The organism is Crenobacter intestini, assembly GCF_004919095.1.
Taxonomy (GTDB): Bacteria; Pseudomonadota; Gammaproteobacteria; order Burkholderiales; family Chromobacteriaceae; genus Craterilacuibacter; species Craterilacuibacter intestini.
The window spans coordinates 120,345-133,048 of sequence record NZ_STGJ01000002.1; the positions used below are offsets into that span (position 1 = coordinate 120,345).

Consider the following 12,704-nt stretch of genomic DNA (forward strand, 5'->3'; position numbering starts at 1 on the left):
TAGGGCGGGCGGCAGATGCCTGCCACCCGCCTGCTACATCAAGGCTTGGCCGGCGCGCCGTGGTATTTGCGCTGCATCTCGTCGCGCAGCGTTTGCAGCTCGGCGCGCTCCTTGGCGTCCACCATGCCATCGGCGCGGGCTGCCTGCATCTTCGCGCGCATCGTGTCGCGGTCTTTTTGCCACGCGGCCTGCTGCTCGGCGCTCAGCCCGGCCGGCGGCTGCATGTGTCCGCCCTTGCCCGCCTTGCCGCCGCGTGCGCCGCAGAAGCTGGCCGGCAGCGCGTCACGTGCCGGGCCCTTCACGTCGTTTTCCGCCAGCATATGCGTCTTTTCGCGCAGCGCGCCGCGCAGCTTGGCAAGTTCGGTGCGGGATGCCTCGTCCAGCGGCTGACCGGCCTGCTTGAGCGCGCGGTAGCGTGCGCGCAGCGCGTCGCGATCCTGCTCGAGCGTCTTCAGTTCGGCGTCGGTCAGCGCGCCGGAGAGGATGGCTTCGCGCAGCGGCGAGGCCTGGCACTTGCCGCCCGCACTCTTGCCGGTGCCGGCAAAGGCGTTGCCGCCGGCGGTGAGGGCGAGTGCGGCCAGCATGACGGCCAGGGTCTTGTTCAGCGTTTTCATGGTGTTGTTCCTCTTGTGCTCAGGTTTGACGTTGCCAGTGTAGGTGGCAGGTGTTGCCGGTTTTTGGCGCCGGGCGCGGGCTTTGTTAACGAGTGTGTCGGCTGCCGGCCGCCTTAACACTCGCTTGCGTGCCGGCTGACCTTTGCGCGCGTGCGCGTTAAGCTGAGTGCCATGGAAAACGCCAAGATTCTGGTCGTCGACGACGACGCCAAGCTGCGCGACCTGTTGTCGCGCTTCCTGGTCCAGCAGGGGATGAGCGCCGAGACGCTGCCCGACGCGCGCGACATCGAGCGCAAGCTCGCGCGCAACCGGCCCGACCTGGTCGTGCTCGACGTGATGATGCCCGGCGAGGACGGGCTCGCGGTGGTGCGGCGCCTGCGCGCGCAGGGCGAGACCATCCCGATCATCATGCTGACCGCGCGCGGCGAGGACATCGACCGCATCCTCGGGCTGGAGATGGGTGCCGACGACTACCTCGCCAAGCCGTTCAACCCGCGCGAGCTGACCGCGCGCATCCAGGCGGTGCTGCGCCGCCACCATGCGACGCCCGCGCTGAACGCCCGCCACGACGCCGAAGACGCGGTCAGTTTCGGCGGCTTCACCCTGCACCTGGGCCGGCGCGAGCTGGTCGGCGAGCGCGGCGTGGTCAGCCTGACCAGCGCCGAGTACGCGGTGCTCTCGGTGCTGGCGACGCACCCGCGCCGGCCGTTGACCCGCGAGCAACTGATGGAGATGGCGCTGGGCAAGGGCGGCGGCGACTCGCTCGACCGCAGCATCGACGTGCACGTGTCGCGCCTGCGCAAGGCGCTGGACAACGGGGACGGCAAGACCCGCCATATCCAGACCGTGTGGGGTTACGGCTACGTGTTCGTGCCCGACGGGCTGCCGCGCGAATGATCCGCCTGCGCACGCCTTCGCTGTTTGTCCGCCTGCTGTTGCTGGTGGTGTTCGCCGTGCTGATCACGCAGGCGGTCACCCTGTGGATGGCGGCCGCCGAACGGCACCGCCTGATCGGCGAGCAACTGTACGCCGAGGTGCTCGACGCGCTGGCCGGCGCCGAGGAGGCGCTGGACGGGCTGGGTGCGGGGGCGCGCGAAGAGTATCTGCTGACGCAGAACCGGCCGGGCTTCCCGCACCTGCTGCCGGCGAGCGCCGACATCGGCATCGCCTTCCACGACGGCGACACCCCGCTGACCCGCGAATTGTCCGCGCGCCTCTCCCGGGCGCTGGGCGAGCCGGTCACCCTGCGCATGCGCCTGTTTGAGGGGCGGCGCGAGCTGTGGTTCGCCGTGCACGTGCTGGGCGAGGCCTACTGGCTGGTGGTGCCGGCCGGGCGTTTCCAGGAGCGGCCGTTCGATACCACCTTGCAGGCGTCGCTGCTGGCGTCGCTGCTGGCGATCGCGCTCGCGTTCGCCGTCGCCTGGCAGGTGGTGCGGCCGCTGGCGCGCTTGTCGGCGGCGGTGCGCGAGCGCGAGGCCGGACGGACGCCGCAACCGGTGCCCGAGCGCGGCGTGCGCGAGGTGAGGGCGCTGGCCGAGGCGTTCAACCGGATGAACGGCGCGCTGGACACCGCCGAGCGCGAACGGCGGCTGATGCTCGCCGGACTGTCGCACGACTTGCGTACGCCGCTGACCCGGCTGCGCCTCCTGCTCGAGATGCAGGACGACAGCGCCGACCGCAAGGACATGCTGGACGACCTGGACGAACTGGGCCGCATCGTCAGCCAGTTCAGCGACTTCGCGCGGGCCGGCGAGACGCCGCGCCGCGAGACGGTCGCGCTGGGCGAACTGGCCGCCAGCGTCGCCGCCCGCTTCGGCAGGCTCGCGCTGCCGGCCGAACTCGCGCTGGAAGACGGGCTGACGGTGTTTGCCGACCCGCTCGCCATCGAGCGGCTGCTCACCAACCTGCTGGAGAACGCGCGCCGCTACGGCAAACCGCCGGTGCGACTGTCGGTGCGCGCGGCGGGCGGCGGGGTCGAAATGAAGGTGACCGACTACGGGGACGGCATCGCGGCGGCGCTGCGCGAGGCGGCGCTCGCGCCCTTCGAGCGGCTGGCGGCGCACCGCGGCACCGACGGCGGCAGCGGGCTGGGGCTGGCGATCGTCGCGCGCGTCGTCCGCCAGCACGGCGGCACGCTCGGCTTTGTCGACGAGGCCGACGGCGGCTTCAGCGTGCGGGTGTGGCTGCCGGCCGCATGAGGCGCGGGCGGCAGCGCCCGCCCGGGTTTACTTCTTGCAGGTATTGATGCCGAAGATCGCGTAAGGCGGGCACCAGCCCATCAGGCCGGTCGCGACCGGGACCAGGCCCAAGAAGGCCCACGGGCTTGCCGGGCCGACGAAGGCGAGGCTGGTGATGGCGAGGCCGACGACGACGCGGATCACGCGCTCGGTGTTGCCGATATTCTTCTGCATGACGGTTTCCTTTGAGGGTTGCGCCGTCATTCTATGTTTCGGTATATGAATAATCAATATATTTCCATGGATATTGTTGGCGGGGCGAGACAGCTGCTGATGGCCTTGCTGGTGCTGCTGGCCGGGGGTTGCGCGCAGTACCGGACGCCGACGGCGGAGAATTTCGGGCAGGACTGGACGGTGCAGTCCGGCCAGTGGGCGGTGGAGGACGGGGTATTGGCCGGCAGTTGTCCGCCGCATGCGGCGGACGCGCGCGCGTGTGGCCTAGCGGCCACCTCGGCCACGCTCCTGGCGCATGCCAGGCTGCCGGCGAATTTCCGCTTGCAGACGGTACTGACGCTGGAGCGGGGCTACGCGGCGTCATTCGGGCTGACCGGCGGCACGCCACGCCGGGTTGAGCTGACCTTCCATGCGGGCCGCCAGCGCCTGATCGTCAAGCGCCACGCGCCGACGCTGTGGCGCGCGCCGGCGTCGTTCCCGCTGGCGATCGGCTACGGACAGCCGATACGGGTCGACGTCGAGGTGTGTAACGGGTATGTGCAGGTGAGCGCCGACGGCCGGCGCGTCGGCGGCGGACATCTGGACGAGCTCGCGGGCGGCGGCCGCCTGCAGCTGGGGGTGACCGGTGCCGTGCGCTTTGCCGGGCTTGGCGTGCGGGCGCTGGACGGCCGAGAATGCGCGCGCGGCGCGATCCCGACCGATCCGTCCGGCATCCCGCGCGAGACCTTGCCGGACGATTTCGAGTTCGCGCCGTCGACCTGAACGCTCAGTCGGCGAGCGAGGCGAGCAGTTCGGCCTGGTGTTCGGCCAACAGGCCGTCGGTCAGCTCGGCCAGGTCGCCGTCCATCACCTGGTCGAGCTTGTACAGGGTCAGGTTGATGCGGTGGTCGGTGATGCGGCCCTGCGGGTAGTTGTAGGTGCGGATGCGCTCGGAGCGGTCGCCGGAGCCGACCAGGCTCTTGCGTTCGGCCGCTTCCTTCTGCTGCTGCGCGCGCAGCTGGATGTCGTAGATGCGCGCGGCGAGCACCTGCATCGCCGAGGCCTTGTTGGCGTGCTGCGAGCGGCCGTCCTGGCACTCGGCGACGATGCCGGTCGGCAGGTGGGTGATGCGCACCGCCGAGTCGGTCTTGTTGATGTGCTGGCCGCCGGCGCCGGACGCACGGAAGGTGTCGATGCGCAGGTCGGCCGGGTTGAGCACCACCTCGGCGATCTCGTCGGCCTCGGGCATCACCGCGACGGTGCACGCGCTGGTGTGGATGCGGCCCTGCGTCTCGGTCGCCGGCACCCGCTGCACGCGGTGGCCGCCGGACTCGAACTTCAGGCGCGAGTACGCGCCCTGGCCGATCAGGCGCACGATCACTTCCTTGTAGCCGCCCAGGTCCGACTCGGACGCCGACACCACCTCGACCTGCCAGCGCTGGCGCTCGGCGTAGCGCGTGTACATGCGCAAGAGATCGCCGGCGAACAGCGCCGCCTCGTCGCCGCCGGTGCCGGCGCGGATCTCGAGGAACAGGTTCTTCTCGTCGTTCGGGTCCTTGGGCAGCAGCAGCTTCTGCAGTTCGATGTCGAGCTCGGCGAGGCGCGCGCGCCCGTCCTCGATCTCGGCCTCGGCGAACGCCTTCATGTCGGGGTCGGCGAGCATTTCCTCGGCGGCCGCGACGTCGTCCTCGCACTGGCGGTAGGCGGCGAACGTCTCGACGACCGGGGTGAGGTCGGCGTGTTCGCGCGTCAGTTTCTTGAACGCGTCCATGTCGGCGGTCGCGTTTTCGCTTGCCAACAGGTGGGTGACTTCTTCGAGCCGCTCTGCCAGTTGCGACAGTTTGGCGGCGATCGACGGTTTCATGACGACTCCGGGTGTAGGCTGTAAAGCCGCGCGACCGCGTCGGCCAGCGCGTCTTCGTGTGCGCCGCCGCGCGCGGACAGGGCCTGCGTCGGCGGGTGCATCAGTTTGTTGGTCAGTTGCTTGGACAGCGCCTCGAGCACCAGTGCCGGGTCGGCGCCGCGCTCGAGCTGCTTGTGCGCGGCGGCGAGCGCGCTCTGCCGGGTCGCCTCCGCGTTGTCGCGCAGCGCGCGGATCATCGGCACGCGGCCACGCTGGGCGAGCCAGCCGAGAAACTCGGCGACCCGCGCCTGGATGATCGCCTCGGCCTCTTCGGCGGCGAGCGCGCGTGCCTCGCGGCCGACTTCGACCACGCCGGCGATGTCGTCGACGGTATAGAGGAACACGTCGTCCAGCTCGCCGACCTCGCGCTCGATGTCGCGCGGCACGGCCAGGTCCAGCATGAATACCGGGCGGTGGCGGCGCGCCTTGACCGCGCGCTCCATCAGGCCCTTGCCGATGATGGGCAGCTGGCTCGCGGTCGAGCTGACGATCACGTCGTAGTCGGCGATGATCTGCGGCAGCTCCGAGAGCGGTACCGCCGAGGTGCGGCCGGAGAGGCGGCCGGCCAGCGCCTCGCCGCGTTCGGCGGTGCGGTTGGCGATGGTGATCAGCCTGGGGTTTCTCGCCGCGAAGTGGGTCGCCACCAGCTCGATCATCTCGCCCGCGCCGATGCACAGCACCTTCAGCTCGCCGACGCTCGGGAAGATCTGCTCGGCGAGCTTGACCGCCGCGGCCGACATCGACACCGAACCGCCGCCGATCTCGGTCTTGCTGCGCACTTCCTTGGCGACCGCGAAGGTCTTCTGGAACAGGCCGTTGAGCAGCGTGCCCAGCGTGCCGGACGCCTCGGCCGCGCGGACCGCGTCCTTTATCTGGCCGAGGATCTGCGTTTCGCCCAGTACCATCGAGTCGAGCCCCGACGCGACGCGGAACGCGTGGCGGGCGGCGCCCGAGGTGTCGAGCTGGTACAGGTAGGGCTTGAGCGTTTCTAGCGGCAGGTCGTGGAATTCGGCCAGCCAGCCCAGCGCCGCCGCCGGGTCGGGGCTCGCGCAGTAGACCTCGGTACGGTTGCACGTCGACACGATCGCCGCCTCGCGGGCGGCCTGCGAGCCGACCAGGCTGGCGAGTGCGCCGGGCAGCGTGTCGGCCGGGAACGCCAGTTTCTCGCGGATCGCGAGCGGGGCGGACAGGTGGTTCAGACCGAAGGCGACAAGCTGCATGGACGTGCGGCCGGGGTGACAAATAAGCGGTGATTCTATCCGAAATGACGGACGCGCGCAGACCCCGCCGGCCCGCCGCGTTATCATGGCGGGCTATCCGATTAGCCGGGAGCTGCCATGTCGATCAATCTCGCCGATATCCGCCAGGACTACGCGCGGCAGGAGCTGTCGCCCGACGACTGCCTGTCCGACCCGGTCGCCCAGTTCGAGCGCTGGCTCGCCGAGGCGATCGAGGCGCGCGTGCTCGAGCCGACCGCCATGCACGTCGCCAGCGTCGGCGACGACGGGCGGCCGAGCGCGCGCATCGTGCTGCTCAAGGGCGTCGAGGACGGCCAGTTCGTGTTCTATACCAACTACCACAGCCGCAAGGGGAGCCAGATCGACGCGCAGCCGTGGGTCGCACTGACCTTCTTCTGGCCCGAGCTCGAGCGCCAGGTGCGCGTCGAGGGGCGCGTCGCCCGCGTCGCACCCGAGGTGTCCGACGCCTATTTCGACAGCCGCCCTTACACGAGCCGGCTGGGCGCGTGGGCGTCCGAGCAGAGCAGCGAGATCCCGTCCAAGGCCGAGCTCGTCAAGCGCGCGGCGATGTTCGGCGTGCGCTACCCGCTGAAGGTGCCGCGCCCGCCGCATTGGGGCGGCTACGCGGTCGTCCCTGACCGCGTCGAGTTCTGGCAGGGCCGGCCCAGCCGCCTGCACGACCGCGTGCTCTACACCCTGCACGACGACGCAAGCTGGCGCATCGCCCGCCTCGCGCCGTGACGGCCCCGGCTGCCAACCCTTGAATTGACGGAAACACATGCTCAACAACGATATCCTGCGCCAGGTGCGCTACGCGCTCGATTTGCGCGACAACCAGTTGCCGGTGCTGTTGCGCGACGGCGGGCTCGACCCGGAAGGCGTCGACTTCCGCGCGCTGCTCGCACGCGAGGACGAGGAGGGATTCAGGCCGTGCAACGACAAGGTGCTTGCCGCCTTGCTCGACGGCGTGATCGTGCTCAGGCGCGGGCGCCGCGCGGACGCGCCGCCGCAGCCCCTCGTCGGCCGTCTGTCCAACAACCTGATCCTCAAGAAGCTGCGCATCGCGTTCGAGCTCAAACAGGAAGACGTGCAGCAGTTGCTGGCCGACGCGGGCCTCTTGATGACCGAGAGCGAACTGGGCGCGTTCTTTCGCAAGCCCGGCCACAAGCACTACCGCGAATGCGGTGACCAGGTGCTGCGCAACCTGCTGCGCGCGCTGTCCGCCAAGCTGCGCCCGGCGGCCTGATCAGGCGTCGCCGCCGACGATGCAGTCGCGCCCGGCGCGCTTGGCCTGGTAGAGGAGCGCATCCGCCGCACGGTACGCGGCGTCGCTGTCGGGCAGGCCTGCCGCGTCGACGACGCCTGCGCTGAAGGCCAGCGTCAGCGTTGCGCCGGCGCCGATAGGGAAGGGCTGCTCGCGCAGCAAGGCTTGCAACCGTGCGAGCGTCGTCATGGCGGCACAGGGTTCGGTCGCAGGCAGCAACACGGCAAACTCCTCGCCGCCCAGCCGGATCGGCACGTCGCCGGCGCGCAAATAGGTGCGCAGCAGCTCGGCGAAGCGGCGTAGCGCCGCGTCGCCGGTCGGGTGACCGTAGCGGTCGTTGACCGACTTGAAGTGGTCGAGGTCGATCAGCGCGAGCGTCAGCGGGCGCCCCTGGCGGCGGTGCTCGGCCTGCATGCGCGGCAGCAGCTCGTCGAAGGCGTGGCGGTTGGCGAGCCCGGTCAGCGCGTCGCTGGCGGCCATATAGCGCAACTGCTGTTGCAAGGCCTTGTGGCGGGTGATGTTGAACACCGTCCACGCGACGCAGGGCGCCATGCCCGCGGGCAAGTCCTTCAGTGGCGCGATCCGTGTCTCGAACCATTGTTCGCCATGCGGCCCTTCGCGGCGGTTGCCGTCGCACTCGGTGGCCGATAGCGAGAATTCGTAGTGGGTGGCCTCGCCGCGCGTGAGGGTCGCGCGGATCCAGCCCAGGAAGCGGTCGGCCTTCGCCTGCGGCAGCACCTCGTGCAGCGTGCGACCGATCAGGTAACGCCCGCTGTCGTAGTCGTCACGGTCCTTGCCGCCGATCACGTCGACGTAGCGTCCGCCGTCGTCGATGACAAAGATCGGGTCCGACAGCGCATCCGCCACCGCCCGCAACAACTGTCCTTCCAGCATCCGATATGCCCCTTGAGAGAGCGTGCCATCTTTCCCTTTGCCGCGGCGCTTGTCAAACCTCAAGAAAAAACCGCCCGTGACGGGCGGCTTGCGTTAAGGGCAGGGCTGGTTCAGCCGCCGAGGTCGCGGTTGCCCTGCGGCGAGAATTCGAGCAGCCAGCGCGCAGTGGCTGCCAGCAGCGCGTCCTCGTCGTCGAAGGCCTGCACGCCCGGCAGTTCGGGCGCCATGCAGATCGAGAACACCGGCTTCTTCCACTGCAAGGCCATCGCGATCTCGGAGTGCGTGCCCAGCCCGCCGCCGACGGCGACCAGGCAGGCGCCGGCGCGGGCGACCAGCATATTGCGCGACAGGCCAAGGCCGGTCGGCAGCGAAACGGTCAGGTAGGGGTTGCCGTAGGCCGCGTCCTCTTCGGGCAGCAGGCCGACGCAGGTGCCGCCCGCGTCGTGCGCGGCGCGCGCGGCCGCCTGCATCACGCCGATCTTGCCGCCGCAGACCAGCGGCACGCCGGCGCCGGCGAGGGCGAGGGCGAGGCGGTAGGCGCAGTCGACCTGCGCTTCGCTGGCTTCGCGCGGGCCGACGATGGCGACGGGTTGCGCGAGGCGGTCGGGCCCTTGCTGGCGACGGGCCAGCAGGTCGAGCAGGTGGGCGGTCTCAGTGGAATGTTGCATGTTCACGGCGTTGACTGAAGTAGTCGCCCAGACCGAGCACCAGCGAGCACAGGGCCAGCAGCACGATTGACAGGGCGGAAGTGACGGGGAAGTCCGCGCCGCCGTCGCCGATCTTGGCGTACAGCAGCAGCGGCAGGATATTGACCTGGGTGCCGACCAGCGCGAGCGCGGTGCCGTAGGTGCCCATCGCCAGCGCGCTGACCACGGCGCACGAGCCGAGCACCGACGGGCCCACTTCGGGCACCACCACGTCGAAGAACGCGCGGCGCGGCGTCGCGCCCAGCGTGCGTGCCGCTTCGATCGGGCGCAGGTCGAGGTTGGCGAACACCGGGTACAGCGTCAGCGCGACGCGCGGGATCAGGTAGTACGCGTAGGCGAAGGTCAGCCCGCCCACGGTGTACACCCAGCCGCCGATCTCGGCGGTGTCCGCGCCGAGGTAGCCCAGCAGCTGGGTGACGAAGCCGGCGCGGCCGAAGGCGAGGATGAAGCCGTAGGCGATCACCATGCCGGAGAACGCCAGCGGCAAGCCCAGCATCGCCATCAGCTTGTCGCGCCAGAACGGCGACGCCTGCGCGAGCTGCCAGGCGACCGCGACGCCGACCAGTGTGGAGAGCACGCCGGCCGACAGCCCGAGCAGGGCCGAGTTGACGAGCGCCGGCCAGAACAGCGGGTCGGCCAGCATGCGGCCGAACGCCGCGCCGTTTTCGGACAGGGCCTCGGGCACCAGCGCCAGAAGCGGCAGTACGAAGAAGAGGCCGATAAAGGCGAGCGCGGGCCACGCGCCGAACCGCTGCATCATGTTGGGCTTTCCTTACTTCGACAGCGCCGCGCGCGACCAGGCCGCGTCGACGGCGGCCTTCTGCTGCTGGGCCTTGATGACATCGACCGGCTTGACCTGCGGTGCGGCAGGCATCCTGGCCTTGACCGCGGCCGGCAGCGCGACGCCTGCCACCGCCGGGCGCACGAAGCCCTCGGCGAACAGTTGCTGGCCCTTGCTGCTCATCACGAAGTTCAGCCACAGCTTGCCGGCATTCGGGTTAGGCGCGTTCTTGACCAGGCTCATGCCGTATGGCGCGGCCGCGCTGCCTTCCTTCGGGATCACCACGGCGATGCTATCCTTCATGCCGTCCATGTACTTGGCCTTCAGGCCGTCGTTCTCGTAGCCGATCCAGATCGGGATCTCGCCCTTCAGGAACTTGGCGTACGGGGTGGTGCCCTCGACGCGCAGCACGTTGCCGGCCTTGTGCAGGCGGCCCAGGTAGTCGGTACCGGCTTGCGGCTTGTCCATCGAGCCGCCGTTGCCGAAGGCGGCGGCGAACACCGCGACCTGGCCCTGGCCGGTCGAGCGCGGGTCGAGGTAGACCACGCTGTTCTTGTACTCGGGCTTCAGGAGGTCAGCCCAGCCTTGCGGCACGTTCTTGACCAGCTTCTTGTTGACCAGGAAGGCGACGTTCAGCGAATGCACGCCGAACCACTTGCCGGAGGCTTCGCGCATCACCGGGCTGACCTTGTCGAAGTTGACCGGCTTGAACGGCGCGACCACGTCCTTGCCAGCGGCGTCGACCGCCGACTGCGCGAAGTAGTACGCGGTGTCGGCCTGCGGGCGGCGGCGGGTCTTCTCCAGCGCGACCACGGTCGCGGCCGAACCCAGGTCGTTGTAGGTCAGCTCGACTTCCGGGTAGCGCTGCTTGAATTCCTTGAACAGCGACTTCCAGTTCGCCCATTCCGGGCCGGTGTCGAACGACACCACGATGCCTTCCTTGGCGGCGGCGTTATACAGCGCCTTCTCGCCCGGGTAGAGCTCGGGGCCGCTAAAGGCCATCGCGGGCATGGCGAACAGGGTGGCGACGGTTGCAGCGAGCAACTGGCGGCGGTTCAGCAGGGTCATGACAGTCTCCAGGTCCTTTTAGGGGGTGTTCAGTCGGCGAGCAGCCGGATGTGCTCGGGGGCGACGGCGATCGAGCCGGCCGGCGCCACGCGTGCTTCGCCCAGCCACGGTTCGCTGCCGCCAGCGGGCACGAAGTCGTAACGGTTGTACGAGCCCAAGTAGCGGTTGAGGGTGACGCGGCCTGCTATGCGGTTGGCGGTCCCCTCGGCCGGGTCGGCCTCGACATGCTCGGGGCGGACCAGCAGCTTGACGGCGCTGCCGGTGGCGCGGCCGGCGGTGTCGCAGGCGAGCGTCGCGTAGCCGGTGTCGACGCGGTTGTCGGCGCACACCGTCGCCTCGACGATGGTCGACAGGCCGACGAAGCGGGCGACGATCTCGTTCTTCGGGTTCTCGTAGAGCTCGGTCGGCGTGCCGTATTGCAGCACGCGGCCCTGGTCGAGCAGGGCGATGCGGTCGGCCATCGCCAGCGCCTCTTCCTGGTCGTGGGTGACCAGCACGGTGGTCGCGCCGAACTGCTGCTGCAGCTGGCGGATCTGGTCGCGCAACTGGCCGCGGATCGAAGCGTCGAGCGCCGAGAGCGGCTCGTCGAGCAGCAAGGCCTGCGGGCTGTACGCCAGCGCGCGCGCCAGCGCCACGCGCTGCTGCTGGCCGCCGGACAACTGTGCCGGACGGCGCGCGGCCAGTGCGCCCAGGCCGACCAGCTCGAGCATTTTCTGCGACTTTTTGCGGCGCTCGTCAGTCTTGACGCCGGCCATCTTCAGGCCGTAGGCGACGTTCTCCAGCACGGTGAGGTGCGGGAACAGCGCGTAGTGCTGGAACATCATGCCGATATGGCGCTCGTGCACCGGCATGTTGGAGAGGTCGCGCCCACCCAGCACGATGCGGCCGCTGTGGCCGGTGATCAGGCCGGCGGTCAGGCGCAGCAAGGTGGTCTTGCCCGAGCCGGACGGGCCGATCAGCGCGACCAGTTCGCCGCTGTCCAGCGAGAGGTTGATGTCGTGCACGCCGATGGACGTGCCGCGGTACTGGAATCCGACGTGTTCGAACGAGAGGCTCATGCTTTTTTCGATGCCAGGGTGGAAGTCAGGGAGGCGACGGTGGCCAGCAGCAGCAGGATCACGGTCGCCGCGCACGCGAAGCCGGTGGCGCCGTAGAAGGCCTGCAGCAGCACGACCGGGTAGGTGCGGTTCTGGAAGCCGACGATCAGGTTGGAGAGCTGGAATTCGCCGATCGACAGCGCGGCGACCATCACCAGGCCGGACAGCAGGCTGTAGCGCAGGTTGGGCACGATGATGCCGAAGAAGCGCTCGAGCGGGCGCGCGCCCAGCGTGGCGGCGGCCTCTTCCAGACGGTCGAGCCGCTGGTGGCGCAGGTCGGTGACCAGCGCCTGCGTCAGGTACGGCAGCGTCAGCACCACGTGTGCGGCGATCAGGAGCGGCGTGCTGCCCAGCCACGGCATCGCGTCGGTGTTGAACACCAGGATGTAGCCGAAGCCCAGCGTGATGGTCGGCACCGCGACCGGCAGCAGCGTCAGCAGGCGGGTCGCGAAGCGGTTCTTCTGCTTCGCGCCGTGCACCAGCGAGTAGGCCAGCGGCACGCACAACAGGGTGTTGATCACGCAGGCGGCGCCACCGACGATCAGGCTGGTGACGAAGGCGCGCGTGAAACTGCGGTCATCCCACAGCTCCTGGTACCACGCGAGCGTGTGCCCTTCGGGCAGCAGCGCGTTGACCCAGGTCTCGCCGAACGAGCCGACCAGGATCAGCGCGATCGGCAGCACGAGGTACAGCATGTAGGTAAAGGAAACCAAGCGGATGAACATGGGGCGCCTGACTAAAGCCTGCG

15 protein-coding genes are annotated in these 12,704 nt (G+C 69.5%); 5 read left to right on the top strand and 10 right to left on the bottom strand.

The features are described 5' to 3' along the window. Positions 1-38: 38 nt before the first annotated feature. On the bottom strand, positions 39-614 hold the full coding sequence (locus tag E5K04_RS03085; protein WP_136551447.1) for a hypothetical protein: 576 nt from the start codon (positions 612-614) through the stop codon (positions 39-41). 171 nt (positions 615-785) lie between these two features. Here E5K04_RS03085 and E5K04_RS03090 point away from each other — a divergent pair, with 171 nt between their 5' ends. Both E5K04_RS03090 and E5K04_RS03095 read left to right on the top strand, forming a co-directional pair. Then, the gene (locus tag E5K04_RS03090; protein ID WP_136551448.1) at positions 786-1,511 is read left to right on the top strand and encodes a response regulator; all 726 of its coding nucleotides are present in this window, start codon (positions 786-788) and stop codon (positions 1,509-1,511) included. Beyond that, positions 1,508-2,812: an ATP-binding protein gene (locus E5K04_RS03095; RefSeq protein ID WP_136551449.1), complete on the top strand. Its 1,305-nt coding sequence runs from the start codon at positions 1,508-1,510 to the stop codon at positions 2,810-2,812. Before E5K04_RS03090 ends, E5K04_RS03095 begins: the two co-directional genes overlap by 4 nt. A gap of 27 nt (positions 2,813-2,839) precedes the next feature. Here the strand turns inward: E5K04_RS03095 and E5K04_RS03100 are convergent, their stop codons facing one another. After that, a complete protein-coding gene (locus E5K04_RS03100; RefSeq protein WP_136551450.1) occupies positions 2,840-3,025 on the bottom strand; it encodes a YgaP family membrane protein in 186 nt (61 codons plus the stop codon). 66 nt (positions 3,026-3,091) lie between these two features. On the opposite strand from E5K04_RS03100, the gene E5K04_RS03105 reads away from it, so the two are divergent. Continuing rightward, positions 3,092-3,787: a hypothetical protein gene (locus tag E5K04_RS03105; protein WP_136551451.1), complete on the top strand. Its 696-nt coding sequence runs from the start codon at positions 3,092-3,094 to the stop codon at positions 3,785-3,787. Between the two features lie 4 nt (positions 3,788-3,791). Here E5K04_RS03105 and prfA read toward each other — a convergent pair whose 3' ends face one another. Together prfA and hemA are read right to left on the bottom strand one after the other, a co-directional pair. Next, positions 3,792-4,868, bottom strand: coding sequence for a peptide chain release factor 1 (prfA, locus tag E5K04_RS03110; protein WP_136551452.1), 1,077 nt, complete (start codon positions 4,866-4,868; stop codon positions 3,792-3,794). After that, positions 4,865-6,127, bottom strand: a complete 1,263-nt coding sequence (gene hemA, locus E5K04_RS03115; RefSeq protein ID WP_136551453.1) for a glutamyl-tRNA reductase — start codon at positions 6,125-6,127, stop codon at positions 4,865-4,867. Before hemA ends, prfA begins: the two co-directional genes overlap by 4 nt. Before the next feature lie 117 nt (positions 6,128-6,244). On the opposite strand from hemA, the gene pdxH reads away from it, so the two are divergent. Both pdxH and E5K04_RS03125 read left to right on the top strand, forming a co-directional pair. Next, the gene (pdxH, locus tag E5K04_RS03120) at positions 6,245-6,886 is read left to right on the top strand and encodes a pyridoxamine 5'-phosphate oxidase (protein WP_136551454.1); all 642 of its coding nucleotides are present in this window, start codon (positions 6,245-6,247) and stop codon (positions 6,884-6,886) included. Positions 6,887-6,923: 37 nt separating this feature from the next. After that, positions 6,924-7,391 carry a YehS family protein gene (locus E5K04_RS03125; protein ID WP_136551455.1) on the top strand — a complete coding sequence of 156 codons (468 nt, stop codon included), beginning with the start codon at positions 6,924-6,926 and terminating at the stop codon, positions 7,389-7,391. On the opposite strand, the gene E5K04_RS03130 is transcribed toward E5K04_RS03125, so the two are convergent. From E5K04_RS03130 to E5K04_RS03155, 6 genes are all read right to left on the bottom strand, one after another. Then, a complete protein-coding gene (locus tag E5K04_RS03130) occupies positions 7,392-8,303 on the bottom strand; it encodes a sensor domain-containing diguanylate cyclase (protein WP_136551456.1) in 912 nt (303 codons plus the stop codon). A 110-nt stretch (positions 8,304-8,413) separates the two neighbouring features. Beyond that, the gene (locus E5K04_RS03135) at positions 8,414-8,971 is read right to left on the bottom strand and encodes a TIGR00725 family protein (RefSeq protein ID WP_136551457.1); all 558 of its coding nucleotides are present in this window, start codon (positions 8,969-8,971) and stop codon (positions 8,414-8,416) included. Next, positions 8,955-9,770: an ABC transporter permease gene (locus E5K04_RS03140; RefSeq protein ID WP_136551458.1), complete on the bottom strand. Its 816-nt coding sequence runs from the start codon at positions 9,768-9,770 to the stop codon at positions 8,955-8,957. The genes E5K04_RS03135 and E5K04_RS03140 overlap by 17 nt, the downstream gene beginning before the upstream one ends. Before the next feature lie 12 nt (positions 9,771-9,782). After that, entirely contained in the window at positions 9,783-10,859 is a 1,077-nt protein-coding gene (locus E5K04_RS03145) for an extracellular solute-binding protein (protein ID WP_136551459.1), read from the bottom strand. 29 nt (positions 10,860-10,888) lie between these two features. Next, positions 10,889-11,917 (bottom strand): ABC transporter ATP-binding protein, encoded by a 1,029-nt coding sequence (locus tag E5K04_RS03150; RefSeq protein ID WP_136551460.1) that lies wholly within the window; start codon positions 11,915-11,917, stop codon positions 10,889-10,891. After that, positions 11,914-12,681 (bottom strand): ABC transporter permease, encoded by a 768-nt coding sequence (locus tag E5K04_RS03155; RefSeq protein WP_136551461.1) that lies wholly within the window; start codon positions 12,679-12,681, stop codon positions 11,914-11,916. Before E5K04_RS03155 ends, E5K04_RS03150 begins: the two co-directional genes overlap by 4 nt. Positions 12,682-12,704 lie beyond the last annotated feature (23 nt).

Excerpts from the sequence above, each read along its gene's own strand:
- E5K04_RS03085 (WP_136551447.1), bottom strand. The coding sequence starts at position 614 with ATGAAAACGCTGAACAAGACCCTGGCCGTCATGCTGGCCGCACTCGCC.
- E5K04_RS03090 (WP_136551448.1), top strand. The coding sequence starts at position 786 with ATGGAAAACGCCAAGATTCTGGTCGTCGACGACGACGCCAAGCTGCGC.
- E5K04_RS03095 (WP_136551449.1), top strand. The coding sequence starts at position 1,508 with ATGATCCGCCTGCGCACGCCTTCGCTGTTTGTCCGCCTGCTGTTGCTG.
- E5K04_RS03100 (WP_136551450.1), bottom strand. The coding sequence starts at position 3,025 with ATGCAGAAGAATATCGGCAACACCGAGCGCGTGATCCGCGTCGTCGTC.
- E5K04_RS03105 (WP_136551451.1), top strand. The coding sequence starts at position 3,092 with ATGGATATTGTTGGCGGGGCGAGACAGCTGCTGATGGCCTTGCTGGTG.
- prfA (WP_136551452.1), bottom strand. The coding sequence starts at position 4,868 with ATGAAACCGTCGATCGCCGCCAAACTGTCGCAACTGGCAGAGCGGCTC.
- hemA (WP_136551453.1), bottom strand. The coding sequence starts at position 6,127 with ATGCAGCTTGTCGCCTTCGGTCTGAACCACCTGTCCGCCCCGCTCGCG.
- pdxH (WP_136551454.1), top strand. The coding sequence starts at position 6,245 with ATGTCGATCAATCTCGCCGATATCCGCCAGGACTACGCGCGGCAGGAG.
- E5K04_RS03125 (WP_136551455.1), top strand. The coding sequence starts at position 6,924 with ATGCTCAACAACGATATCCTGCGCCAGGTGCGCTACGCGCTCGATTTG.
- E5K04_RS03130 (WP_136551456.1), bottom strand. The coding sequence starts at position 8,303 with ATGCTGGAAGGACAGTTGTTGCGGGCGGTGGCGGATGCGCTGTCGGAC.
- E5K04_RS03135 (WP_136551457.1), bottom strand. The coding sequence starts at position 8,971 with ATGCAACATTCCACTGAGACCGCCCACCTGCTCGACCTGCTGGCCCGT.
- E5K04_RS03140 (WP_136551458.1), bottom strand. The coding sequence starts at position 9,770 with ATGATGCAGCGGTTCGGCGCGTGGCCCGCGCTCGCCTTTATCGGCCTC.
- E5K04_RS03145 (WP_136551459.1), bottom strand. The coding sequence starts at position 10,859 with ATGACCCTGCTGAACCGCCGCCAGTTGCTCGCTGCAACCGTCGCCACC.
- E5K04_RS03150 (WP_136551460.1), bottom strand. The coding sequence starts at position 11,917 with ATGAGCCTCTCGTTCGAACACGTCGGATTCCAGTACCGCGGCACGTCC.
- E5K04_RS03155 (WP_136551461.1), bottom strand. The coding sequence starts at position 12,681 with ATGTTCATCCGCTTGGTTTCCTTTACCTACATGCTGTACCTCGTGCTG.